Source organism: Nocardiopsis mwathae, assembly GCF_014201195.1.
Lineage (GTDB): Bacteria > Actinomycetota > Actinomycetes > Streptosporangiales > Streptosporangiaceae > Nocardiopsis_C > Nocardiopsis_C mwathae.
This window is the reverse complement of sequence record NZ_JACHDS010000001.1, coordinates 2,667,120-2,687,212: the sequence shown is the minus strand read 5'-3', so window position 1 is coordinate 2,687,212 and position 20,093 is coordinate 2,667,120. Positions and strand designations below refer to the sequence as shown.

Genomic DNA, 20,093 nt, shown 5'->3' with positions numbered 1-20,093 from the left:
AACCGGTGTCTACGTGGCACTGGTCGCCTCCGTTGCGGCCTGGCGGGCGATTCGGGCGACGACCGGGGAGTGCGCGTAGGCCTGGGCAACGGGCGCCAGCGCGGCGGCGTCGGCGTCGAGGTCTTCCGCTCCAACGTTGGCGAGGGGAAGGGCATCGGGGGTGGATTCGGGGGGAGGTGTTGGGCCGAGACGGCGCGCGGTTTCGATGGCGGCGGCGATCCGGGCGGCCTCGATGGTGGCGAGCATGCGGGTTCCGGTGAGCCCGTGGTTGCGGGCTTCGGTTTCGGCGGTTGCCGCGATGTGTGGGTCGAGGTAGGGGCGCAGCGCAAGGGCTCCGTCGCGGATCTCGATGATGCGGCGCAGTAGGAGTGTGTGGGCTTGGATCGGGCCGGGTGAGGTGTTTTTGTCCGGCTGTCTCGGGGGTGTGAATACCACGGCGGGGGTGGTGTTGTAGATCGCGAGCCAGAGGGGGTGGAGCTCCCTGTAGGCGCGGCGGCGTTGCGGCCATCGGTAGAGGGCCGCGAGGCGGGGTCCTGCGGCGGGGATGGTTACGCCGGTGAGGACGAGGATGATGCCGATTGCGATGCAGGCGCGTGAGAGTTCTGCGTTGATGGGGGAGTCGAATCCGTAGCGGAGCCCGTAGAAGCTGACGGCTTTGTTGAGGATGAAGACCAAGCCGAGTATGCCGCCGGCGGCCATTAGGCGGCTGCCGAGCCGGACGAGGGGGCGTGTGGCGTTTTTGGTGTATCGGTGGGTTGTGCGGATGAGGTGGAGCATGGACAGGGCGAAGATGCCGAGGAAGCAGGCCATGTAGAGGCCCATGCCTGGTGCGGTTGCGTATTGTTCGGTGAAGTCGGAGGGGGCTTCTATTGTGCGGGGTTCTATGAGGAATGCGACGGCCATGATCACCAAGAGTGGTGAGATGGCGATGTATCTTATTTTGGCTTTTCTTGCGGAGGTTTCCGGGTTGTTGAGGTTAAGGAGGAAGTATTCTCCAGCGCATAGCCCGATGATGCCGGTGAGGTGTTCAATGAGGCGGGCGAGGTTGGGGATTCCGACTGCTTCGTCGAATGCTGTGTAGATCGCGGGCGATCGGATGGTGGCGGCTGTTCCGATGGCAGCGATCATGGCGCAGAGGGCCCATAGGACGGGGTTCTTGGGGTTGTTGTAGAGTTGCCACGCCTTGTGGGTGAGCGCTATGAGCACGATGGGTATTGTGAACAGGTGGGCGTGCTCGGGCATTCAGAATCCCCCTTCAACTGCTTGGGTGAATCGTTCGGTTGCGCAGTCTTTATTTCGGGGGGTGTTGCTGTTGCGGGCAATCATTTTGATTGCTACTGCGGCGAATGCTTCGGCTTCGCGTTCTTGTGGTGCGTCGAAGTAGGTGCGCCCGAACATCTGGCGGATGAGTTCGGGGTCGAGGTTGGGCATGAGGAGCTGGGCGGCGTGGAGGTCGATTGCGGATTGGTTGTTGCTTTGGTGGTTGAAAGCGAGGTGGCCGAGTTCGTGGCCGATGATCTGGTGGCGGTGGAGTGGTGAGGTGCGTTCTTCGTAGTAGATGCGGTCTTCGTGTTGGGTGCTGATCCATAGGCCGCAGGGGGTTGCTGCGGGGGTTTGGACTGGGATTAGGGTGATGCTGCGCCCGTTTCGTTCGGAGAACTGTTGGACGAGTTCATCGATGGTGCGGATGCTGTTGCTGCCGGTGACTTGTCGGATGAGTCTTTTGCAGCGTTGCCCTAGGATCAGGTCGTTGGTTCGCAACGGGGGAGGCTTTCTAGGCCGAATGATAGGGGTTGCGCCTTCATTCGGTTTGGTTTCGTCTGTTATTCGTTGTTTTCTATTTTCGGCAACCCCTCTGCTTCGCGTGCGCGGTCGAGCATGCCGATGATGAGTTGCCTTGATTGATCAGACAGTCCTTCGGTTCGCATGGCGATCTGTTGGACGCCTTCGTCCTGGAGTCGGTTGACGAACCGAATTTGGGAGCGCACGGATTCTGCGACGTGGTCGTCTGTGAAGTAGCTCTTATCGACTTTGAAGACTCGGGCGATTCCTTCCAGGGCCTCGTTGCTGAGTAGTGGGGCCTCCTTGGCGGCGGTCATGATGTTGTCGAGGTCGGTGGGGGAGACTTCGAGTTTGGTGCGCGCGAGGGCTTCTGAGACCTCTTCGGGGGTGTGCAGGTTCCCGTGCTTGTCTTTCCGGACGTTGTTGAAGAGGAAGACAAGGCGTTCGGCGACCTGTTCGATTTTATAGTGATCGGATGGTTGGGCGGGGCGGGGGGTGCGGCCGTTCAATGCGTCTTCGAAGCCGCCGGGTGCCCATCCGGCTGCGCGTTCGATCCGCTCGATGCTGGACTGGCGGGCTTTGCGTTCTCCGGTGCGGATGTAGCGTAGGGCCTCTTCGGAGATGCCGCCTTTGCGTGCGAACGCCGCCCAGCTGAGGCCTTGGCGTTCGCGGGAGGCGTTCAGGTGGTGGTCTAGTCGCTGTGCCTCGGGTGATCGGTGATGAGGCTGGGGGGGTGGGTCCGTGGGCATCATGTGACGGATGCTACCTGAATTTGGCCAAATTTAGCCGCACGTTCGATGGGTGAACCAACGTTCGCCTGCGTAACTTCTGCCACATCACCCCTCTGGCCTGCGAAGACCCACGAGTTTGGGCAAAAATTCTGGGTCGAGTTGAAAGTTTGGCCAAACTTAATCTACTGTCACCCCCATGCCTCACCCAACAGTCAACCGCGGCCCCCTGGACCTAGCCGCGTTCGACCCCGACGCTCTGCACCACGTCCGCCGGAAGCGCGGCATCCCCATGCGGTCACTCGCCGAGCGGGTTGGCTACAGCGCCTCGCACCTCTACAAGGTCGAGGAAGGCGAACGCCCGATCAGTCGGCAGATCTACGCCGCGGTCATCGCCGCCCTCGACCTGCAACCCGGCGCTCTGCTCACCAAGGAGGGGGCCAACCGTGCTGCTTGACCCCGAGGTGTACGAAGCCGCCCGCCAGGCCTGGGTCGAGGACCAGCCGCCCCTGTCAGCCACGGCCCTGGAACGCATCCGCCCGATCTTCATCCCCGCCTACCGGGCCGCACTCAACGAGGCGCACGGCACCGAGGAACGGGAGGCCCTTCGTGCCGCGTGACCTTCCTGCGCGCACTGACCCGCGCACCGTCGACCCCGCATCACCCCCGACCGTGGACGCCGTCGTGGGCGTGGGCGGCGGCTCGACCCACTACTGCCGACGCTGCGGCCACACCGTTGGACATGTCGACTCCGGGCGCATGCTCGCGGGGCTGGTCACCTACCTCGCCGGGCACGCGTGTGTCGCGGCGAAGGCCCAGGAGGCTACGACATGACACATCGCCGCTCCGCGGGTGCCTACCTGCCCGAGTTGGGTGTGCTCGTGATCGTCCTGGCCGCCCTGGCGTGGAACATTTCCCAGGCCTATCCCGCCACCGTTCACACCTGCACGATCACCGGCAAAGACCGCGGTGGTGACGACGGCACGTACCGCGTGTACACCCAAGAGTGCGGGACGCTCACCGTTGCTGACGTGGCCCTTCGCGCACACTTCTCCGCTGCCGACGTGTGGTCCCGTATCGAACCCGGCGCTACCCACCGGGTGACGACGGTAGGCCACCGGATGCCGATGTGGTCGATGTTTCCCACGGTCATCGCTGTCGACTAGCCACCTTCCGTTCGGGGGCGGCTGCTGTCCGGCCGCCCCCTTCTTCTTCCCTCTCGCGTTGGAGGCCGTGTTGAGCCCTGCCCCGAAGACCCTGCCCCGCCCCCTCTGCGCGCCGTTCTTGGAACCGGCGTGGTCGGAGTGGGTGAGCGATCCGCACGCCCCGCAGTGGGGCCACAACCAGCCCGCATCCCCAAGCCAGGACGAGGAGTAGGAGGCGCACGTGTCGACACCGGAGAACATCCGCAATATCGAGCATCTCGGTGCTCTCACGCTCGCGCTCGGAGAGGCCGTGTCCGACCTCGAAAAGCACGAGGTGACCGCTGTGCACGCCGAGGCCGACTACAAGCTGGCGCAGGCGCGAGCGTTTCGCGACGCGGTGGGGTCAGTAGAGGCCAGGAAGATGGCCGCGGTCGAGGCATGCGACCAGCTATTCCGCACGTGGGGTGAGGCGGCCGCCGTGGTGACGGCGCAGAAGGCGCACATCCGCGCCCTGCACACCCGAATCGACGTGGGCCGGACGAAGATCGCGACCGTGCGGGCCGAGGTATCGCTGGCCGGGTACGGAGGTGCCGCATGAGCGGTGAACAGCTCTCCCTGGCCGACGCGATCGCGGAGGTGAACCCTGGCCTGGCGGAGACGGCGCGCGCCGCTTCGCCGGACTGGTGGTCGCGCGCTTCCTCCGCGGTCGCCCAGCTCGCCCGTGAGGGGAAACCGTTCCAGGCCTACGACATCGTGACCCGGTTCGGGGTGGAGGAGCCGGGCAACGGAGCCAAGCAATGGGGTGCACTGCTGTCGGCCATGCGCAAGGCCGGGGTGATCGAGCATTCGCCGACCGGTGGTCAACCATCGCGGCGGCCGGGAGCCAAGGGTTCGATGTGCCGGGAATGGGTCGGTACAGCCTCGTCCATCAGGGAGGCGGCGTGAGCGTGTGGGAGATCGAGCTCCCGGCCGGGCTTCCACTCCTGAACTCCAACCAACGCCTCCACCACCACCCCCGGGCGCGTGCCACACGCCGTCTCCGCCACGAAGCGATGATCGCGTCGCTGGCCGCCCGCGTCCCGTACCTGGGGGAGGCGTTCGTGCTCGGGTACGTGCACCCGGCGGCGAACCGCCGCTTCGACTCGGCCAACTTCTACCCGAGCTTCAAGGCGGCAGTGGACGGCGCGCTGGTCGACGCCGGGGTTGTGCCCGACGATGACCACCTGCACGTGTCCGGGCCGCACATGTACCCCGCCCACAAGATTCCCGGTGGGCAGCTGCGGCTCATCGTGATGGCGTCGCGCAGGTGCCGGTGCGGGCACGACGAGACGGAGCACATCGGCGAGGACGGCCGGTGTGTGCGCCCGGGCTGCGGGTGCCTGTACCACCGCCCGGCCGTGGCAGGTGCGGTGTGAGGCGGACGGAGTGCGCCTGCTGCGGGAAGGTCGGCCTCCTGAGAGGCCGCGGGTTGATCACAGCGTGCCACCGGCGCGAAGCCGCGGCGGGTCGGCTCGGCGAGTGGCCGACCTCTCATGCGTTGCTGGTGGAGGACGTTCTGATGGTGCTGCGGTCGGGCGGGTCATATGCGGTTGCGGCGGCCCGGTGTGGTGTGTCGTGCCGGACGGTGCAGCGGGTCATGGCGCGGGCGCGACGCGCGGGGGCAGGGGCCTTGTAGTCGGCTCGGCGGCCTTGGTCACGCGTCGCCTTCCTTCTTGGTCGCCGGTTCGATGCCGTGTTCGCGTGCGAGCTTGCGCACGTATGCGGGGCTGAACGGTGATCGGTTCACAACGTCGGTGGGGCGCGCGCCGGCGCGTAGGGCCGCGACCACGTCGGCGATGGACGTCTCGCGTGATTTCTCGTGCTCCTTTTCGGTGCGCTGGTATCGGAGGGTGCTCTTGCTGAGGGCGTCTAGTGCTTCGTCCACCTGGCTCATGCGCAACAGGGTAGCGCAACTTTGTTGCGGTTGCCCGCTTGGCTCGCTACTCTGATGCGCAACAATGTAGCGCTACAGGGAAGCGCTGTTCTGGGGTGTCCACTCACCCCCCCCACAACAAGGAAGCACACCATGAACACCAACACCTCCCACGACCAGGCAGCACGAACCATCGCCGCGACAGCGGACCGCCACGGACGGCTCGCCGACAACGCTTCAACCGTACCTCTGGTGCGGCAGGGCTTCGCCCGCCACCGCCCCGACAGAGCCCTCTACCTCACCCTGTCCGGCAGGGCACTCCTCAGCGAGCACCACCCCGCCCGCTACCAGAACTTCAGCTGGGCCACCGACCCCCACCCCGACCCGGCCCCCGCCCGCATCACCCAGGCCGACGTCGACCGGTACCCCGCGTACCACATCTGCGGCCCCGGCCGGGCTCTGGCGAACAGCACCTACTGCACGCACCAGTACCGGCTCACCGACTCCTGCCCCCGCTGCTGACCATCTGCGAACCGATCGGAAACCACCCTGATGACCATCCGTGACTTCCTCGCGGACCGCCTCGACGAGGCGCCGGACCTCCCCGCCTACCGGGCACTCCGCACCATCTTCGACAACCACGAAGGCGACCGCGCCAACGACGACGCCGACTGCCAGGGGTGCGGCTACGACCCGCTGAAGGGCGGTGCGGCGAAGCGTGTCGGTTCCTGCCCGGATCTGCGCGCGATCGCGCACATCTGGACGGACCACCCGGACCACCCGGACAACCGGGCCCGGACCACCGCCCTGGAGATCACGAACCTCGACCGGAACATGAACCGCCTGGGCCTGAACATGCGCGGCGGTATGGAGCCCGAACACCTGATCGAGCAGCTGGAGGAGGCGAGGCGGCAGCTGGCGCGGATCGCAGCGCGCATCGACCAGTAGCGAACCACCCGGCCGGTCTCCCGAACCGGCCGGACCTCCCGAACCACCACCCACGATTCTCGAAGGAATCTGAATGCCCGAAGGTCTCCGCGGCCGGAGCACCGAAACCAAGTACGCCCGCATCCCCTTGTGGCTGTTCGAAACCGGCGTGTCCCTTCAAGCGATCGCCACCTACGCGTGGCTGCACGGCCGCTACGGCCACTATGAGCGCACCATCCCCGGCTACAAGAAGCTCGCGGCTGACCTCGGTGTCGCTAAGAGCACGGTGATCGACCACGTGCGGGAGCTGAAAGCGGTGGGTGCGCTGGTGGTGCAGCCCCGGTTCGATGGGGGCCGGCAGACCACCAACGAGTACGTGATCGCGTTCAATGAGCCCTTCCACACGGAGGGGGGTCGGCATAGCGACCCGGGGGGTCAGCAGGGCGACCCCAGGGGTCGGCATAGCGACCCGGGGGGTCAGCACACCGACCCCCGGGGGTCGGCACACGCGACCCCTGAAGAAGACGTAGAGGAAGAAGACGAAGAGAAGAAGACGGAGACATACACACAAACCCGGCTGACGCCGGGAGGCGAGCCCGACACGGAACCCGACCCCCACCAGCCCAAGCCGCCGGAGCCTGGTAGCGATGACGACCCCCAGTTCTGCGCCTGGTGGGCGCAGTACCCCAAGAAGGTGAGCAAGGGGCAAGCGCGCCGAGCATGGCGGGCCGCCATCAAGAAGGCCAGCTTCGACGAGCTCATGGCTGGCTTGGAGAACTACAAACGGTCGCCGGATGTTGATCGGGGCTACGTCCGCAACCCCGCGACGTGGTTGAACGGCGAGGCGTGGGCTGACGACTTCGTGTCTGTCGCGGAGAACGAGGCGAAGACACGCAAAGTCCACCAGCCCCACCGCAATCCCACCTCTTTCGGCGACGACCCCGACCCGTGGGCCGACCCCTGGGCCGACGGCACCAACGAAGGGAGCCCTGCGTGACAATCCGATTCGACGCCACCGGCGCTATCGCCCGCATCCAGCGGATCTGCGACACCCTCGAAATCGCCGATCCGGCAGAGGAGCCCCCAGCGCTTTCGCCGGATGAACCCGGTCACCCCGACTACCACCACCGCCAGCGCGTCGAGCACGCCCGCCGCGTTCTTGCGCGGGTCACCCCGTTGCGGTACCGATCGGCCACCTCCGACCGGCCGGAAGTTGTGGCGTGGGTGGAGGCGGCGGTGGCCTCGTGGAGGTCGCGCGCCACATCGGAGCCGGTCCCGGTTCCGTCGCTGCTGCTGTACGGGCCCACCGGCACCGGGAAGACCTTCGCCGGGTTCGGCGCGTTGCGGCGGGTGGCCGAGGCGGGGCTGCCGCGGTTCGGTGCGGAGTTCGCGTCCTGGCCGGAGCTTTTGGCCCAGTTGAGGCCTGGGAGTGGTGAGGAGCGTGAGCAGGGGTTGCGCCGGTTGATGGACGCCCCCTGGCTGCTGCTGGACGACTTGGGGCGGGCTAAGGACTCGGCGTGGACGGAGGAGATTCTGTACCGCCTTGTCAACCATCGGTACAACGTGATGCTGCCGACGATCATCACGACGAATGTTCCGTTGAAGCAGTTCACTGCTGTGTTCGGGGACGCGCCGGGCGGGCGGTTGATCGAGATGACGGCCGGGGGCCGGGTCGCGGTGACGGGCGAGGACCGGAGGTTGGTTCGGTGAGCGGGCCGACGAAGCGTGTGCGTGATCTGGTGTGGGATCGCGACGGCGGGGCGTGCGCCTGGTGCGGCGGGGGTGTCTCCCCGGGGTGGCACAGTTTGCAGCACCGTCGGGCGCGGGGGATGGGTGGTACGCGGAGGCGGGATGCGAATTCTGCGGTGAACCTGGTGCTGGTGCACGGAAGTGGGACCACGGGGTGCCATGGGTGGATCGAGGCGCATCCGCGTGAGGCGGAGCGGCGGGGGTTTCGTCTGCGGCAGTTTGCGGACCCGGAGGTGGTTCCGGTGCTGTATGCGGGCGGGGTGTGGGTCCGGTTGGGCGCGTCGGGTGGATGGTCGGCGGTGTCGGATCTACGGCGTACAGGTGGTGGCGAGGGGGTAGCCAAGTTGTAGCCTGAAGTTTGGCCAAACTCTCAATCTGTATGGCTAAGTTTGGCCAAACTTGATATGATCGGGTTACGCGATCGGCTGGAAACCAAGCCAACATCCGGGGGTGACCTGCGCAAACAAGAACGTGGGCACCCAGAGACAGAAAGGCACCCCCAATGGCGGGCGAAACCCAGATGACCCTCGTCGGCAACCTCGTCGACGACCCTGAGCTCCGCTTCACCCCCAACGGTGCGGCCGTGGCGAACTTCCGCGTCGCCTCCACTCCCCGCACCTTCGACAAGCAGTCCGGGGAGTGGCGGGACGGCGAGTCGCTGTTCCTCACCTGCTCGGTGTGGCGGGCCTACGCGGAGAACGTCGCCGAGTCCCTGGCCAAGGGCATGCGGGTGATCGTGCAGGGCCGCCTCAAGCAGCGCTCCTATGAGACCAAGGACGGCGACAAGCGCACCGTCTTCGAGGTCGATGTGGAAGAGGTCGGCCCGGCGCTGCGGTCGGCGACCGCGACCGTGACGAAGGCCCAGCGGCAGGGCGGCGGCCAGGGGCAGGGCTACGGCCGGACCGGCGGCACCGGCGCGCCCGCCACCGACCAGTGGGCGCAGGCGGCCGACGACACCCCGCCGTTCTAAACCACCACGATCGGGGCCGCCGCTCCCGTAGGCGGCCCCCACCTACCCGGGTGCGCGCCGGTAAGGGGAAGCCCGGCGCGCACCCGCCCCACACCACCCCACGAACGGAGACACCCCCACCATGAACCCGCAGAACGCCACGCACACGCTGGTGAACTGGATCCTCGCCCCCACCGCCACAAGCGAGACCGAAGCGCGCGACGCCGCCGCCCAGCTCGCCGACCTCGCGAACGCCACCGGAGCCGAAGGGCTCACCGGGGCGCAGGTCCGCGAGCAGTGGATCATCCCCGCCGAGTTCGAACTGTCGGACTACGACTTCATGGAGCTCGTGGCCTTCGTCAGGAAAGCCGAGGACGAGGGGTTCGACTACGCCGCTGAGCACTACCGGCCCCGCTTTCACAGCCCCGAGCTCGCCCGGTGGGTCGGCTCCAGCTATGACCGCCTGGACGCGCTGTACGCATCCCGGTCCGGCGTGATCGAAACGTTCTGGGAGCGCCCGGACGCCATAGCGCTCTACAACGCGCACAAGTCCGCTTCCTGACCCCCGAATTCGATCCGGGGCCGTGCCGTGTTCGCCTGCACGGCACGGCCCCCCCAGAAACCCGTGTGAGGAGAACACCCGTGGGCACCCTCGCCCCCACCTCCCCGGCCCCAGTGCGTGCCGGCCACGTCTACCAGTGCTGCGACCCCCGCCACCCCGAGCGCGCGATCCGGGTCATCGACTACACCCCTGGCAGCACCCGCGCTGTCGTCGTTGACGCACACACCGGCAAGTACCCCCGCCGCCTCCTGGTCGCGGACCTGCACCCAACCGGCACAACGCACCTGGGGACACCCCGGCGTGCCGGGTACCGGCTCATCTCGGCCACCGAGGGGGACCGTTGAACATGGACCCTGTCACCCGGGCCGTGCTGGACGTGTTGGTGGAGCTGCACCAGCCGGACGCCCCCGGGCACTCCATGTCCGGCGAGGTGGCCGCGCTGCGGGAGGACGCCGAACGGATCGCCGCTGCGGCCCGGAGCGCCTTGGCGGAACCCAAGCCGCCAGGGACGCGGCCGTTGCCGGGGTGGCTGTCGCGGTTCGAGCTCAAGAGCGGCACCGGCCTGGAGCTGGCTCACCTCGACTGTGCCGCTGGCAGCTCGCGCCTGTTCAGCGAGTTCGGGGCGTTCGCCGAAGCGGGGGACACGCTCGCCGATCTGGTGACGGCGGTTGGTCACCACCGATGCGTGGACGAAGCGCCCCGCACTGGGGAGGCCGGAGGTCCGCAGTGACAGTTCACCGCTATGAACACCAGGGCGGCCCGGTGTATGTGGTGGCGTGCCACCGGTGCGGGGCGGTGCACTACCCCAGCGAGCTGCCGCGTTTGGCGTCGGATGCGCGTGCGGCGGCTCGGGCTGAGGGGTGGTACGCCTCGCACCGCACCCAGGAGCGTCGGCCCGACCTGTGCCCGGGGTGCCGTTAGTCGTCGGACTTTTTCTTGCGGGCGCCGATGACGCGGGAACGACGTTCCTCTTGTGCGGCGACGCCCCTTTTGTAGCGCTCGATCTCTTCGGGGGTTCCGCTCTCGAGAATCCGTCGGCCGATGTGGCCGAGGAGGTCGTTGGTCGCGTCGGTGCTGTCGCGTGCGCAGATGGCTTTGTAGGGCTCCCAGATGTCGTCGTCGACCCTGATGGGCCGCAGGGGAGTCCGCTTCTTGCTGGGGGGCTGCTGGGGTGTGTCGGTCATGGCCTCTCCTGTGTATATGCGCGGGTGAGGTTAGCACGGGAGGGGTGGGAAGGGGCTGGTTGGCGGGGCCAGGGTTTGTGTATATACAGAGATGATGCTATTGTGTATATACATAGCGGGGGACGGGAAACCCCCGCCCACCACCCCACGGAGGACCCCATGACCACCACCCTCACCGCCCCGGCCACCCACCTCATCGACACCGACGACATGAGAGAGGCCTTCTACGAGGCCCTGCTCAACGAACTCCCCGGCGCACTGGAGATCGGCCTGTGCGACGTGCGGTGCACCTGCAACGAAGTCCTCTACGAACTGGACGGCACCCTCGCCATCACCACCGCCCTGATCAACGAGATCGACGACCTCGCCCTCGACCACTTCGCCAGCCCCGACTGCGGAGCCCCCGGCCACTGGGACGACTGACCCCCACCCGGGCCGCCCCGGACCGTCCCCGGGGCGGCCCCCTGCTTCCTGCCGACCCAAGAAAGGAACCAATGACCACACCGAGTGACACAGACGCGCTCCAGGCCCTCCTGGACACCTCCAACCGGCTGCGCGCCCACTTCTCCGACGACGTCGTCGGGAAGCTGCCCCGCGTCACCTGCGGAGGCTGCCGCGAATCCCGGTCCGGCGAATGCGCCAAGCACAGCAAGTCCAGGTGCAAGGTGTGCGACCAGTGGATCAGCCCCCAGCACATCCACATCGACTTCGTCGGACACGCCGATGTCACCGGCCGCCTTCTCGACGTCGACCCCGCGTGGAACTGGGACTTCCTCGCTACCGACGACAACGGGATGCCCATCCTCGACCACGACCGCAACGGCAACCCGGTCGGCTTGTGGATCACCCTGACCGTCGGCGGCATCACCCGCAAGGGCTACGGGTCCTGCCCGTCGAACCAGGCCGACGCGGTCAAGGTGCTCATTGGTGACGCCCTTCGCAACGCCGCTATGCGCTTCGGGGTCGCGCTCAACCTGTGGTCCAAGGGGGAGCGCGCCGACCCCACGGCCGAGAACGCGATCGCCCAAGGGGGCAAGGCTCGGCGGCGCCTGCGCAAGGGCGAGCAGCCCGAGCGCGTCACCGACAAGGCGTGGCTGCTGGACGCCCTGCGCCGCGCCCAGGGGGCTGAGGACGACGCTGAGCTGGTCGTCCTGGAAGCCGAGGCCAAAGCGAAATACGACGCGTTGGAGATGACCCAGCACGACGGCAAGGGGCTGCGCGCCGAGATCGACAAGCGCCGCCGCATGCTCACCCAGAACAAGAAGGAAGAGGAGATGTCCGATGCAGCCTGACCCCAAGCTCCGTGCCGCAGTGCTGGCGATGCTGAAAGGAGAGGTCGCTGACGTCTATGACCGGGTGCGTGCCGAGGCCGGGGCCGGGCTGATGGAGGGCGACCGCTCGGGCGTCGCCTTGCCGGGGCCGGATGGCCGCCTGGTTCGGGTGGGGACCGTCTCCCAGCCCAAGGACACGCGCTCGGTGCGGGTCGATGAGGCGGCGGCGGTGGCGTGGGCCAAGGAGCACATGGCCGATGAGGTGGTCGAGGTGATCCGGCCTTCCACGTTGAAGTCGGTGAAGGACCAGGTTCGCCAGTACGGCGGGGTGGTGGTGCGTGGGGAGATCGTGCCGGTGCCGTGGGCGGAGGTGGAGAGCAAGCCGTCGCCGGTGCGGGTTGACCGGCCGGAGGAGGGGCCGGAGCGCGAGGCGGCGTTCGAGGCGATGCGGTGCGCTTTCGAGCGGGGGGAGCTGTTGTTGGGGGAGGTGTTGAGGCACGAGATCGGTTCGGGCGATGCCTCGGGGGAGGCTGCATGACACGAGTTGTGTATATACAGAGCCCATGATAGTGTGTATATACACAGTGCGGGGGTGAACCCCCAAGCTCAGATCCTTGACAACTCAACAGCGGACCCCACAACGGACACCCGTTCCTCCCGGCCACCGAACGGCCACCGATTCCAACACAAAGGGAGGAACACATGTCCGTCACCTTCTACCCCGCCGGCCACCTCGGTGACAACGACCCGCAGGTCAACGTGAACAACGGCAACGCCGCCACGCTTCTCGGACTCCTCGGGCACGACACCGACTACCCCGGCGGTGTAGAACCCGCCCCGGTCTTCCTGGGGCGGGTCCTGACCGCCCTCGCGCTCGTCGACACCGCAACGGACGACGCCCACGGCCGACCGCCCGTCCACGACGGGCGCGTGGTCTACGGAGGGCGCAGCCCCGGCCTTCTGGCCATGCGGCTGCGTGAACTCCACGACCTCGCCGAATGGGTGCACCACCGCGGCGCCGACGTGGCGTGGGGGTGAACCGGCCCCGGCGCCTTTCCCCCTCGCGCCGGGGCCACCCCTCCAACTCCCACCCCTGAGGAGCCCCTTATGACCTGCATCATCCTCGCCCAGTCCACACCCGACGCCTGGGCCGACACCCCACAGCAGCCGCTGCCCGAACTCCACCTGGGCCGCGGATTGGAAGAGGTCAGCGACACCGTGATCCGGCCCGCCGACGATGCCACCCCCGCCCAGGTCGAAGAGCTCGCCCGCGCCGCCGAACGCTTCGCGCGGGCCCTCCGCGAAGAGGCGCACGTGCGTGAGATGGCCGCCGCCTCCACCACCTGACCCCACCCATCCCCCGGAGAGGCAGGACCCCTTGATAACCCCCACCGTGTACCGGCTCGAAGTGCGAGCCGTCCGAATCACCCCCGACAACGCCGAACAGGTCGCCCAATGGGCCGGAGGCCGGGTCGGCGGACGTGACGCTTTCGGAGACCCCTGGATCGTGCTGCCGCTCATCCACGGCGCCGCGTTCCGGTTCCGGAGGAACGCCACCGTCGATGACTACATCGTGCGGAAACCCGACGGCCGGTTCTACGTGGAAAAGCACCTGGAGGCCAACGGGTTCGTTCCGGTCCCCGACCCCCCGGCGGACCGGTGAACCGGCGCCGCATCCCCGGGCAGGTCCCCCTCGGGGAGGCCGACCCCCGCTACGCGGAGATCCGGCGGACCGTCATCGCGGAGGTCCGCCGCGCCTGGGAAGACCTCGCCGAAGCCAAACGCTGGGCCGCCCACTCCCGCGAGTGGGGGCCTGGTGACAAGCTCGCCCGCGCCCGCCTGCGCTGGGCCCTCGTCCTCGGCTACCCGTCCGAAGGCGCCGACCTTGCTGTGGGCCGCCGCCACGGGTGGCTGGACGGTATCGAGCACCTTGACCCCGGAACCCAGCAACCCGCCGGGGAGAATCCCGCGATCGCGCGCGCCCGGGCCTACCTGGCCGACGCCGAACACACCGCCCCCTAACCGCCGACATCACCTACCTCTAGCTCACCCGGGGCCGCCCCACGGTTTTCGGGTGGGGGCGGCCCCGGGACCACCGCACACAGAAAGATCGAGAAATGACCCCGCTCACCCGCCCATGCCCCGCCTGCAATGGCTCCGGGTCCGCCGACGTGGCCGAAGCCAAAGCAGCCGGGAAGCTCGCACCGAAACCCCCGTTCGGTGACAGGGCGCCGTCAGGGTGCCGGTGGTGCGGGGTGAGCGCTCGTGAGCACTGGAGCCGGTACAAGACCGGAGTTGGCTGGCACACGTTCGCGCACCCCACGGAAGCCCAGATCCTGGACCGTATGCGCCGAAGGCGCGCCGAACGCGCCGAGTGGCACCGCGCCAACGGCTACAACGCACACCGGTACCGCGTCGTCGGCCCCGACCACCAGGACCCGGGCGACCCCTTCACCCCGGGCACGGTCCCGCCGGAGACCCGCGCCACCCCCATCACCGATGACGAGGTGCTGGACAGCGTCACCACCGACCGGTGGCTGCGGTGGGAGTGGCTGCGCCCCGAGAACTGGCCGGATGAGCTGTTCGACGCCCCTTTCTACGCGGAGGTTGCGTGATGCGCTACTACCGCGACACCCACCCCGGCCCCTGGTGCGACGAGTGCTCGCACCCAGCGACGTGGCAACTCCTGTGGCGGTACCCGGGCGAGGCCAAAGCCTGCGGTCGGCACCTGAACAAGCTCGCCCCCCGCGACGTCGGCGATGTCGTGCTCACCCCTCTAGCTACAGCCCGCACACCCGACAAGAGAGAACCAACGTGCACCGCGAAACCCGATTCCTGATCTCCCGAGGCCTCTACGCCATCGACCTCGCCACGATCACCGGCACCCAGCACCCACGCGGCGACCGCATCGCCTTCACCGGACAGGCCAACGCGGTCTGGTACCGCAGGCAGGGCGGCGTGACTCGGGCGTGCATCGGAGACCTCAAGCTGTGGAGCCACTACCTACCCCGGCTCCTCGACCTCGACGACCCGCTCGACGTGTTGGGCGCGGACCTCGACGGCCGCTACGGCGGCGACTGCCACGGCCGGTGGGACGGGCAACGCTACTGGGGCGCCCAGGAGCCCGAGGTGATGGAGCGGCATTTGTCGGTGCTGCGCCCCATGCTGGACGCCTTCCCCACCGTGCCCGAGGGCTACGACGGGTGGTGGACCTTCCAACCGCCTCGTACTGGGCGGTCCTGAGCGCCCCCGATCCCACGAAACCTGCTCCCTGTTGTGGGACACGTCGTCCGCCGAAGCAGGACCCATAAGAGAAAGGAACACCCGATGATCGACCCCCGAACCATCGACCTGGACGCCCTGAACTCCGCCACGAAGTACCCGTCGATCTCCACCTACCACGAGCTCGACAAGAAGAACGGCGGCCTGCTGGAGACGGCCACCGAATTCGCAGGGGAGGTGATTCTGACGGAGAAGGTGGACGGTACGAACTCGCGCCTCATCATCTTCCCCACCGGGGATTACCTCATCGGCAGCCGCGAGGAACTTCTCCACGCCCGGGGCGACCTCATCGCGAACCCGGCACTGGGGATCGTGGACGCCCTACGGGACCTGGCCGACCGCATCACACCGCCCGACGAGGGGGTGCGCGTCTACTACCTCGAGGTGTACGGCGGGAAGGTCACCGGAGCCAGTAAGCAGTACACCGGCCAGCGCACGGTCGGGTACCGCATGTTCGACGTCGCCGATGTGCCAGGCAGCCTTATGGGCTGGGACCGTGCCCGCATCTCCGCGTGGCGCGAGGAGGGCGGGCAGTCCTTCCTACCCGAGGACGCGTTGCACGTGGTGGCTGATAAGGAGCAGATCCCCCTCACTCCGCGGCTCGGCGCCATCAACGCCGCCGACCTGCCGAGTGGCATCGCGCCGATGCGGGACTTCCTCGCCGAACGGCTCCCGTCGACCCGTGTGGCGCTGGACGACGGAGCGGGCGGCCGACCCGAGGGGATCGTGCTGCGCAGCGTCGACCGGTCGGTGATAGCGAAAGCCCGTTTCACCGACTACGAGCGGACCCTGAAGCGTCGGGACTCCGGACGCAAGAAGTAGACGCCGTACTCCGAGACGCGGCCCCGGCCCCCTGTTGTGGTCGGGGCCGCACCCCCGAGAGAGAACCACCATGACCACCGACAACACCGAACAGGCCCGTCGCCTGGACGACTACACCGAAGCCGTGTTGGACGCGTGCGCCGACCTCGGCCGCGACCTGGAGATCACCCGCGCTGACCGGTGGTTCGTGATCGGTCCCGCCATGGACCAGCGCCAGGACCCCGCCGAGGTCGCACTCGTCCTTCACGAGCGCGAACTCACCCGGAAGACCACACGGATGATCCCGGCCGGGTTCCGCCACCACACCCGGGCGTCGTCACCCGGGGCCACCCCCGCGAAGGAAGGCACCGATGAGCGATAGCCCTACCATGACCGTCCGCATCCGTGACCGCGCAGCCGAGGCCCCGTGGGGCTCCGGCCCGCTCCGTCCCGTGACCCGCACTGTCACCATTTCGGCCACCTGCCCGCGATGCGGCGGCCCCCGCGGCACGCCCCGCGTCTTCAACCAGCACGACGACGGAGAGTGGTACGCCACCCACGTCTGGGACACCCCCTGCGGCCACATCGACTCCTACGCCGCCGTCGCCAAGGAAGCCGACGCCTAGCAACCGCACACGGCAAGGAATGCCGGGGGCGGGCACGACACCCAGCCGCACCACCAAGGAGGCACCGATGGCCTGGCCCGGACCGACCGACCACCTCTACGACCAGATCGAAAGCGCGCTCCGCGATGTCCTCGACGGCACCCAGGAGCAATGGCGCACCGCCGACCGCGACGACCTCATCAAGGCCCTCATGATCCGGATGCGCGCCGGGCTGGAGGCCCCCTTCGCCAACCGCGACGTGCAGGGCGCACTGGACACTGTCCGCCACCACGCCGAGGTCGGCATGCCGATCCGCATCGACGACCGCGGCCCCTACTACCACCTGATCACCACGGACACCCCAGCCCCGCCCAAGACCACCGAGGAGGGTCGGATCATCGGCGAACCCGCGATCTCTGACGCCGCCCGGGTGGTCGCGGAGGCCGCCCGGACCGGCACGCCGGTCGCCGCTGACGGCAAGTGGTGGCGCCTGGTCCCCCAAAACCCCACCGCCTAACCCACACCGGCCCGCCCTCGCAGGGCCAGGGCGGGCCACACGCACTTAAGGAGGACCACGTGGACCCCATGAAGCGCCGCGCCTACCTCGTCGAACTCGGCTACACCCACCAGCGGCCCGCCCGGGGTGGCGCCCGCGCCACTGCCCGAGAAGGAGAAGCGAATGAGCGAGCGGACCCGCGAAGCAGCACGTCTGCGCCGATACGAGGGTGCCCCTGAGGACGAATGCCTCTACGACCTGGGCTACGAGTCGACCGAATGCGATTGCCCGCTGTGCTGGCCTGACGCCCCTGACACGTGACCGACACAACCCATTGCTGGCAAACGCCGCAACCGCCCCTACGCACCATGAGGAGACCCCGCGTGGCCATCACCCACACCATCCCCCTCGACACCGCCGAAGCCCTCGTCGACCTGAGCTACAGCATGAAGCCCTTCGGCGGCTACACACCGGTCCACACAGAACTGGTCGAGACCCGCCGGTGGGTGTCGGTCCACGAGCTGATCGTGCGCCGCGACAGCGACACCACCCTCTGGGTGCTGCGCTACCAGCTCGGCCTCACCGAGTACCAGGACGTGGACCTGTTCCCCGCAGGGGGGCCGGTGACCGTGCACCAGGTCGAGGAGCGCCAGGTCGTCACGACCCGGTACGTGCTCGCGGGGGAGGAGACGTGACGACCGAACCTCTACCGCTTCCACACGGCCACCCTGTCCACACGCGCAGAGCAAACGTCCTCGGTGGCCCCGACCAGGCCGAGATCAACACCGCCTGTGCGTCCTACGCCTAAGTCCCGCCGACACAACACCCGGGGCCGGGCGGGACACCTGCCCGCCCGGCCCCGGAACTAGAACAGGAACCCCCAAATGACCCCCACCCCCTGGTTCACCCGCCGCCTGTCCGGGTTCGACCTGGAAACCACCGGAACCGACCCGTTCTCGGACCGGATCGTCACCGCGGCCGTCCTCGACATCGACGGCGCCGGCGGCAGGGAAACCGCGACCCGCACGTGGTTGCTCAACCCCGGGGTGTCCATCCCGGATGAAGCTGCCGCGGTGCACGGGGTGACGACACTCCAGGCCCGGGAAGGCGGGCAGGACGCCGCACAGGGGGTCGCGGAGATCGCCCGCGCCCTCCTGGGCCTGGCCGACGATGGCGCCACCACGATCGCCATGAACGCCTCCTATGACCTGACCCTCCTCGCCTCCGAGCTGCACCGGCACGGCCACCCCGGCCTCGCCGGGCAGATCGAGCAACTACGCCCGGTGGTCGACCCGAAGATCCTCGACAAGCAGGCGGACCGGTACCGGAAGGGCTCCCGCAAGCTTGTCGATGTCGCCCGGCACTACAAAGTGGAGCTGTCCGAACAGGACGCACACGGGGCTGAGGCCGACGCCCTGGCCGCGGTCCGCGTCGCCTACCGGATCGGCGCACGCCACGCGTGGATCGGACAGCTCACACCGGACCGGCTCCATGACCTGCAAGTGGACTGGGCCGAGGAGCAAGCGCGCAGCCTCAAAGCCCACTGGGAGAAGCACGACGACCCCCGCGCCGGAACCGTCAACTTCGGGTGGCCCATCCTCACCGAACCGGCCGCGGACCAGCCATGACCGCGAGAGTGCCCCGCGAGTACCGGGCACTGTACCGGGCCGCGAGAAACGCCGGGTGGAGGGTGGTGCGCCGACCGGGTTCGCAGCACTGGGCGTGGTACCCGCCCGGCAGCCGCCGCCCCGTCATCACCGCCTCCTCGCCGTCATGCTCCCGCACCTGGCTCAACGACCGGGCGCGGCTGCGGCAGGCCGGTTTGCGCGGCGGGTGACGCCCGGGGTGTTAGCGTGCCGACCTGCCCACACCAGCCACCACATGGGGAGGAACCGTGCACCACGACGCCGACGATCCGCTGCGGGAGTGCGTTCGCGGGCCGCGCTGCACCTCGGCCACCACCAACCCCGGCACCGGTGAGACAACCGGGGCGAGGGGGCCGAGGGCGTTCTGCCCGGGTTGTGAGACCTTGATCCGCCGGGCCTTGGAGGACCTGCCCAAGGTGTATGGGGAGCTGCGGGAACTCATCGGCGACCACCCCGGCTGCGGCGATGACGGTGTGCGGGTGGCCACGTCGCGCACCGGCGCGCCGATGCCGATCAACGGCCGGGTCGACGAAGCCCTCACCGACCTGGCCGGGCTCGTGTTCGCGTGGGAGGCCCGGGTCCGCCGCGTGCTCGGGCTCCCGGAGGCCCCGGTGGCTTCGTGGGGGCGCGAGCACGCCCGCATCACCGGGGCGTGCCGGCTCCTCACCGACCGGTTGGCGACGCTGCTCGGGCTCCCCATGGAACCCATGGGACTGGTCGACGGCACCGTGGACGAACGCGGCGGCGCGGATGCCGGGCTGGACCTCCTGGAAGCCCACCGCGCCGCCGACCGGTTGGCCCGCCCCCACCACCCCGTGCTCGCCGTGTGGGTGCCCTGCCCCCGGGATGGCTGCGGTTCCCTGATGCTGCACCGGCGCGCGGGGGACGACAGTGCGTGGTGCGGGCAGTGCGGGTCCACTGTCGCACCTGATGAGTACAGTGGCCTGGTGGCCCACCAGGTCGCGAACGCAAACGGACAGGCAGCCTGACATGAACCGCGAACACTGGGGTTCGGTTCTGCCTCGGATGAGAGGTCGGCCGTGGTCACGGTCCT

The 20,093-nt window shown here is 68.3% G+C and carries 38 protein-coding genes; 33 read left to right on the top strand and 5 right to left on the bottom strand.

Going from position 1 to position 20,093, the window contains the following annotated elements; genetic code table 11:
* Nucleotides 1–9 precede the first annotated feature (9 nt).
* The 3 genes from HNR23_RS11575 to HNR23_RS11565 form a co-directional block, all read right to left on the bottom strand.
* Nucleotides 10–1,242, bottom strand: a complete 1,233-nt coding sequence (locus tag HNR23_RS11575) for an MAB_1171c family putative transporter (RefSeq protein WP_184075589.1) — start codon at nucleotides 1,240–1,242, stop codon at nucleotides 10–12.
* Nucleotides 1,243–1,761, bottom strand: coding sequence for an ImmA/IrrE family metallo-endopeptidase (locus HNR23_RS11570; protein ID WP_184075588.1), 519 nt, complete (start codon nucleotides 1,759–1,761; stop codon nucleotides 1,243–1,245).
* A gap of 62 nt (nucleotides 1,762–1,823) precedes the next feature.
* Nucleotides 1,824–2,534, bottom strand: coding sequence for a helix-turn-helix domain-containing protein (locus HNR23_RS11565; protein WP_184075587.1), 711 nt, complete (start codon nucleotides 2,532–2,534; stop codon nucleotides 1,824–1,826).
* A gap of 175 nt (nucleotides 2,535–2,709) precedes the next feature.
* Here HNR23_RS11565 and HNR23_RS11560 point away from each other — a divergent pair, with 175 nt between their 5' ends.
* The 7 genes from HNR23_RS11560 (at nucleotide 2,710) to HNR23_RS11530 (ending at nucleotide 5,070) form a co-directional block, all read left to right on the top strand.
* On the top strand, nucleotides 2,710–2,967 hold the full coding sequence (locus tag HNR23_RS11560) for a helix-turn-helix domain-containing protein (RefSeq protein ID WP_184075586.1): 258 nt from the start codon (nucleotides 2,710–2,712) through the stop codon (nucleotides 2,965–2,967).
* Nucleotides 2,957–3,130 (top strand): hypothetical protein, encoded by a 174-nt coding sequence (locus HNR23_RS11555; protein WP_184075585.1) that lies wholly within the window; start codon nucleotides 2,957–2,959, stop codon nucleotides 3,128–3,130. The genes HNR23_RS11560 and HNR23_RS11555 overlap by 11 nt, the downstream gene beginning before the upstream one ends.
* Nucleotides 3,120–3,344 carry a hypothetical protein gene (locus HNR23_RS11550; RefSeq protein WP_184075584.1) on the top strand — a complete coding sequence of 75 codons (225 nt, stop codon included), beginning with the start codon at nucleotides 3,120–3,122 and terminating at the stop codon, nucleotides 3,342–3,344. Before HNR23_RS11555 ends, HNR23_RS11550 begins: the two co-directional genes overlap by 11 nt.
* Nucleotides 3,341–3,676: a hypothetical protein gene (locus tag HNR23_RS11545; RefSeq protein ID WP_184075583.1), complete on the top strand. Its 336-nt coding sequence runs from the start codon at nucleotides 3,341–3,343 to the stop codon at nucleotides 3,674–3,676. The genes HNR23_RS11550 and HNR23_RS11545 overlap by 4 nt, the downstream gene beginning before the upstream one ends.
* Before the next feature lie 220 nt (nucleotides 3,677–3,896).
* Nucleotides 3,897–4,253: a hypothetical protein gene (locus HNR23_RS11540; protein ID WP_184075582.1), complete on the top strand. Its 357-nt coding sequence runs from the start codon at nucleotides 3,897–3,899 to the stop codon at nucleotides 4,251–4,253.
* Nucleotides 4,250–4,600, top strand: coding sequence for a hypothetical protein (locus HNR23_RS11535; protein WP_184075581.1), 351 nt, complete (start codon nucleotides 4,250–4,252; stop codon nucleotides 4,598–4,600). Before HNR23_RS11540 ends, HNR23_RS11535 begins: the two co-directional genes overlap by 4 nt.
* Nucleotides 4,597–5,070 carry a hypothetical protein gene (locus HNR23_RS11530; RefSeq protein ID WP_184075580.1) on the top strand — a complete coding sequence of 158 codons (474 nt, stop codon included), beginning with the start codon at nucleotides 4,597–4,599 and terminating at the stop codon, nucleotides 5,068–5,070. The genes HNR23_RS11535 and HNR23_RS11530 overlap by 4 nt, the downstream gene beginning before the upstream one ends.
* A 278-nt stretch (nucleotides 5,071–5,348) precedes the next feature.
* Here the strand turns inward: HNR23_RS11530 and HNR23_RS11525 are convergent, their stop codons facing one another.
* Nucleotides 5,349–5,588, bottom strand: coding sequence for a hypothetical protein (locus tag HNR23_RS11525; RefSeq protein ID WP_184075579.1), 240 nt, complete (start codon nucleotides 5,586–5,588; stop codon nucleotides 5,349–5,351).
* Nucleotides 5,589–5,720: 132 nt separating this feature from the next.
* Here HNR23_RS11525 and HNR23_RS11520 point away from each other — a divergent pair, with 132 nt between their 5' ends.
* The 8 genes from HNR23_RS11520 to HNR23_RS11485 all read left to right on the top strand — a co-directional run bounded on the left by HNR23_RS11520 (nucleotide 5,721) and on the right by HNR23_RS11485 (nucleotide 10,484).
* The gene (locus HNR23_RS11520) at nucleotides 5,721–6,089 is read left to right on the top strand and encodes a hypothetical protein (RefSeq protein WP_184075578.1); all 369 of its coding nucleotides are present in this window, start codon (nucleotides 5,721–5,723) and stop codon (nucleotides 6,087–6,089) included.
* Nucleotides 6,090–6,119: 30 nt separating this feature from the next.
* Nucleotides 6,120–6,515 carry a hypothetical protein gene (locus tag HNR23_RS11515; protein WP_184075577.1) on the top strand — a complete coding sequence of 132 codons (396 nt, stop codon included), beginning with the start codon at nucleotides 6,120–6,122 and terminating at the stop codon, nucleotides 6,513–6,515.
* Between the two features lie 73 nt (nucleotides 6,516–6,588).
* The gene (locus HNR23_RS11510; protein ID WP_184075576.1) at nucleotides 6,589–7,491 is read left to right on the top strand and encodes a helix-turn-helix domain-containing protein; all 903 of its coding nucleotides are present in this window, start codon (nucleotides 6,589–6,591) and stop codon (nucleotides 7,489–7,491) included.
* Complete coding sequence (locus HNR23_RS26745; RefSeq protein WP_184075575.1) at nucleotides 7,488–8,204, top strand: ATP-binding protein; 717 nt, start codon at nucleotides 7,488–7,490, stop codon at nucleotides 8,202–8,204. The genes HNR23_RS11510 and HNR23_RS26745 overlap by 4 nt, the downstream gene beginning before the upstream one ends.
* 541 nt (nucleotides 8,205–8,745) lie before the next feature.
* Nucleotides 8,746–9,213: a single-stranded DNA-binding protein gene (locus HNR23_RS11500; protein WP_184075574.1), complete on the top strand. Its 468-nt coding sequence runs from the start codon at nucleotides 8,746–8,748 to the stop codon at nucleotides 9,211–9,213.
* Nucleotides 9,214–9,334: 121 nt separating this feature from the next.
* Nucleotides 9,335–9,754, top strand: coding sequence for a hypothetical protein (locus tag HNR23_RS11495; protein WP_184075573.1), 420 nt, complete (start codon nucleotides 9,335–9,337; stop codon nucleotides 9,752–9,754).
* Between the two features lie 80 nt (nucleotides 9,755–9,834).
* Nucleotides 9,835–10,098 carry a hypothetical protein gene (locus HNR23_RS11490; protein ID WP_184075572.1) on the top strand — a complete coding sequence of 88 codons (264 nt, stop codon included), beginning with the start codon at nucleotides 9,835–9,837 and terminating at the stop codon, nucleotides 10,096–10,098.
* Between the two features lie 2 nt (nucleotides 10,099–10,100).
* Entirely contained in the window at nucleotides 10,101–10,484 is a 384-nt protein-coding gene (locus HNR23_RS11485) for a hypothetical protein (protein ID WP_184075571.1), read from the top strand.
* A gap of 187 nt (nucleotides 10,485–10,671) precedes the next feature.
* Here the strand turns inward: HNR23_RS11485 and HNR23_RS11480 are convergent, their stop codons facing one another.
* Complete coding sequence (locus tag HNR23_RS11480; RefSeq protein ID WP_184075570.1) at nucleotides 10,672–10,938, bottom strand: hypothetical protein; 267 nt, start codon at nucleotides 10,936–10,938, stop codon at nucleotides 10,672–10,674.
* Nucleotides 10,939–11,097: 159 nt separating this feature from the next.
* Between HNR23_RS11480 and HNR23_RS11475 the strand changes: the two genes are divergently transcribed.
* The 18 genes from HNR23_RS11475 (at nucleotide 11,098) to HNR23_RS11390 (ending at nucleotide 20,028) form a co-directional block, all read left to right on the top strand.
* Nucleotides 11,098–11,361, top strand: coding sequence for a hypothetical protein (locus HNR23_RS11475; RefSeq protein ID WP_184075569.1), 264 nt, complete (start codon nucleotides 11,098–11,100; stop codon nucleotides 11,359–11,361).
* A gap of 71 nt (nucleotides 11,362–11,432) precedes the next feature.
* Nucleotides 11,433–12,230, top strand: coding sequence for a hypothetical protein (locus HNR23_RS11470; RefSeq protein ID WP_184075568.1), 798 nt, complete (start codon nucleotides 11,433–11,435; stop codon nucleotides 12,228–12,230).
* On the top strand, nucleotides 12,220–12,747 hold the full coding sequence (locus HNR23_RS11465) for a hypothetical protein (protein ID WP_184075567.1): 528 nt from the start codon (nucleotides 12,220–12,222) through the stop codon (nucleotides 12,745–12,747). Before HNR23_RS11470 ends, HNR23_RS11465 begins: the two co-directional genes overlap by 11 nt.
* Before the next feature lie 164 nt (nucleotides 12,748–12,911).
* Nucleotides 12,912–13,247, top strand: coding sequence for a hypothetical protein (locus HNR23_RS11460; RefSeq protein WP_184075566.1), 336 nt, complete (start codon nucleotides 12,912–12,914; stop codon nucleotides 13,245–13,247).
* A 69-nt stretch (nucleotides 13,248–13,316) separates the two neighbouring features.
* Nucleotides 13,317–13,556 carry a hypothetical protein gene (locus HNR23_RS11455; protein ID WP_184075565.1) on the top strand — a complete coding sequence of 80 codons (240 nt, stop codon included), beginning with the start codon at nucleotides 13,317–13,319 and terminating at the stop codon, nucleotides 13,554–13,556.
* Between the two features lie 61 nt (nucleotides 13,557–13,617).
* Complete coding sequence (locus HNR23_RS11450) at nucleotides 13,618–13,872, top strand: hypothetical protein (RefSeq protein ID WP_184075564.1); 255 nt, start codon at nucleotides 13,618–13,620, stop codon at nucleotides 13,870–13,872.
* A complete protein-coding gene (locus HNR23_RS11445) occupies nucleotides 13,869–14,231 on the top strand; it encodes a hypothetical protein (protein WP_184075563.1) in 363 nt (120 codons plus the stop codon). The genes HNR23_RS11450 and HNR23_RS11445 overlap by 4 nt, the downstream gene beginning before the upstream one ends.
* A gap of 233 nt (nucleotides 14,232–14,464) precedes the next feature.
* A complete protein-coding gene (locus HNR23_RS11440; RefSeq protein WP_184075562.1) occupies nucleotides 14,465–14,824 on the top strand; it encodes a hypothetical protein in 360 nt (119 codons plus the stop codon).
* 199 nt (nucleotides 14,825–15,023) lie between these two features.
* On the top strand, nucleotides 15,024–15,452 hold the full coding sequence (locus HNR23_RS11435; protein ID WP_184075561.1) for a hypothetical protein: 429 nt from the start codon (nucleotides 15,024–15,026) through the stop codon (nucleotides 15,450–15,452).
* A gap of 84 nt (nucleotides 15,453–15,536) precedes the next feature.
* On the top strand, nucleotides 15,537–16,313 hold the full coding sequence (locus HNR23_RS11430; protein WP_184075560.1) for an RNA ligase family protein: 777 nt from the start codon (nucleotides 15,537–15,539) through the stop codon (nucleotides 16,311–16,313).
* A 70-nt stretch (nucleotides 16,314–16,383) separates the two neighbouring features.
* On the top strand, nucleotides 16,384–16,674 hold the full coding sequence (locus HNR23_RS11425; protein ID WP_184075559.1) for a hypothetical protein: 291 nt from the start codon (nucleotides 16,384–16,386) through the stop codon (nucleotides 16,672–16,674).
* A complete protein-coding gene (locus HNR23_RS11420; protein WP_221308093.1) occupies nucleotides 16,664–16,918 on the top strand; it encodes a hypothetical protein in 255 nt (84 codons plus the stop codon). Before HNR23_RS11425 ends, HNR23_RS11420 begins: the two co-directional genes overlap by 11 nt.
* Before the next feature lie 67 nt (nucleotides 16,919–16,985).
* On the top strand, nucleotides 16,986–17,414 hold the full coding sequence (locus tag HNR23_RS11415; protein WP_184075558.1) for a hypothetical protein: 429 nt from the start codon (nucleotides 16,986–16,988) through the stop codon (nucleotides 17,412–17,414).
* Between the two features lie 162 nt (nucleotides 17,415–17,576).
* Nucleotides 17,577–17,714, top strand: a complete 138-nt coding sequence (locus HNR23_RS11410; RefSeq protein WP_184075557.1) for a hypothetical protein — start codon at nucleotides 17,577–17,579, stop codon at nucleotides 17,712–17,714.
* Between the two features lie 62 nt (nucleotides 17,715–17,776).
* Entirely contained in the window at nucleotides 17,777–18,088 is a 312-nt protein-coding gene (locus HNR23_RS11405) for a hypothetical protein (protein WP_184075556.1), read from the top strand.
* A gap of 189 nt (nucleotides 18,089–18,277) precedes the next feature.
* Complete coding sequence (locus HNR23_RS11400) at nucleotides 18,278–19,021, top strand: exonuclease domain-containing protein (RefSeq protein ID WP_184075555.1); 744 nt, start codon at nucleotides 18,278–18,280, stop codon at nucleotides 19,019–19,021.
* Nucleotides 19,018–19,230 (top strand): hypothetical protein, encoded by a 213-nt coding sequence (locus HNR23_RS11395; protein WP_184075554.1) that lies wholly within the window; start codon nucleotides 19,018–19,020, stop codon nucleotides 19,228–19,230. The genes HNR23_RS11400 and HNR23_RS11395 overlap by 4 nt, the downstream gene beginning before the upstream one ends.
* Nucleotides 19,231–19,287: 57 nt before the next feature.
* Nucleotides 19,288–20,028, top strand: a complete 741-nt coding sequence (locus HNR23_RS11390; RefSeq protein WP_184075553.1) for a hypothetical protein — start codon at nucleotides 19,288–19,290, stop codon at nucleotides 20,026–20,028.
* The last annotated feature ends 65 nt before the right edge of the window (nucleotides 20,029–20,093 follow it).

Bases quoted from the DNA above. Each gene is read 5' to 3' on its own strand.
- HNR23_RS11455 (WP_184075565.1), top strand. From the start codon at position 13,317: ATGACCTGCATCATCCTCGCCCAGTCCACACCCGACGCCTGGGCCGAC.
- HNR23_RS11565 (WP_184075587.1), bottom strand. From the start codon at position 2,534: ATGATGCCCACGGACCCACCCCCCCAGCCTCATCACCGATCACCCGAG.
- HNR23_RS11460 (WP_184075566.1), top strand. From the start codon at position 12,912: ATGTCCGTCACCTTCTACCCCGCCGGCCACCTCGGTGACAACGACCCG.
- HNR23_RS11495 (WP_184075573.1), top strand. From the start codon at position 9,335: ATGAACCCGCAGAACGCCACGCACACGCTGGTGAACTGGATCCTCGCC.
- HNR23_RS11545 (WP_184075583.1), top strand. From the start codon at position 3,341: ATGACACATCGCCGCTCCGCGGGTGCCTACCTGCCCGAGTTGGGTGTG.
- HNR23_RS11525 (WP_184075579.1), bottom strand. From the start codon at position 5,588: ATGAGCCAGGTGGACGAAGCACTAGACGCCCTCAGCAAGAGCACCCTC.
- HNR23_RS11485 (WP_184075571.1), top strand. From the start codon at position 10,101: ATGGACCCTGTCACCCGGGCCGTGCTGGACGTGTTGGTGGAGCTGCAC.
- HNR23_RS11475 (WP_184075569.1), top strand. From the start codon at position 11,098: ATGACCACCACCCTCACCGCCCCGGCCACCCACCTCATCGACACCGAC.
- HNR23_RS11560 (WP_184075586.1), top strand. From the start codon at position 2,710: ATGCCTCACCCAACAGTCAACCGCGGCCCCCTGGACCTAGCCGCGTTC.
- HNR23_RS11480 (WP_184075570.1), bottom strand. From the start codon at position 10,938: ATGACCGACACACCCCAGCAGCCCCCCAGCAAGAAGCGGACTCCCCTG.
- HNR23_RS11510 (WP_184075576.1), top strand. From the start codon at position 6,589: ATGCCCGAAGGTCTCCGCGGCCGGAGCACCGAAACCAAGTACGCCCGC.
- HNR23_RS11410 (WP_184075557.1), top strand. From the start codon at position 17,577: ATGAGCGAGCGGACCCGCGAAGCAGCACGTCTGCGCCGATACGAGGGT.
- HNR23_RS11470 (WP_184075568.1), top strand. From the start codon at position 11,433: ATGACCACACCGAGTGACACAGACGCGCTCCAGGCCCTCCTGGACACC.
- HNR23_RS11575 (WP_184075589.1), bottom strand. From the start codon at position 1,242: ATGCCCGAGCACGCCCACCTGTTCACAATACCCATCGTGCTCATAGCG.
- HNR23_RS11400 (WP_184075555.1), top strand. From the start codon at position 18,278: ATGACCCCCACCCCCTGGTTCACCCGCCGCCTGTCCGGGTTCGACCTG.
- HNR23_RS11430 (WP_184075560.1), top strand. From the start codon at position 15,537: ATGATCGACCCCCGAACCATCGACCTGGACGCCCTGAACTCCGCCACG.
- HNR23_RS11415 (WP_184075558.1), top strand. From the start codon at position 16,986: ATGGCCTGGCCCGGACCGACCGACCACCTCTACGACCAGATCGAAAGC.
- HNR23_RS11395 (WP_184075554.1), top strand. From the start codon at position 19,018: ATGACCGCGAGAGTGCCCCGCGAGTACCGGGCACTGTACCGGGCCGCG.
- HNR23_RS11515 (WP_184075577.1), top strand. From the start codon at position 6,120: ATGACCATCCGTGACTTCCTCGCGGACCGCCTCGACGAGGCGCCGGAC.
- HNR23_RS11425 (WP_184075559.1), top strand. From the start codon at position 16,384: ATGACCACCGACAACACCGAACAGGCCCGTCGCCTGGACGACTACACC.
- HNR23_RS11500 (WP_184075574.1), top strand. From the start codon at position 8,746: ATGGCGGGCGAAACCCAGATGACCCTCGTCGGCAACCTCGTCGACGAC.
- HNR23_RS11535 (WP_184075581.1), top strand. From the start codon at position 4,250: ATGAGCGGTGAACAGCTCTCCCTGGCCGACGCGATCGCGGAGGTGAAC.
- HNR23_RS11520 (WP_184075578.1), top strand. From the start codon at position 5,721: ATGAACACCAACACCTCCCACGACCAGGCAGCACGAACCATCGCCGCG.
- HNR23_RS11465 (WP_184075567.1), top strand. From the start codon at position 12,220: ATGCAGCCTGACCCCAAGCTCCGTGCCGCAGTGCTGGCGATGCTGAAA.
- HNR23_RS11420 (WP_221308093.1), top strand. From the start codon at position 16,664: ATGAGCGATAGCCCTACCATGACCGTCCGCATCCGTGACCGCGCAGCC.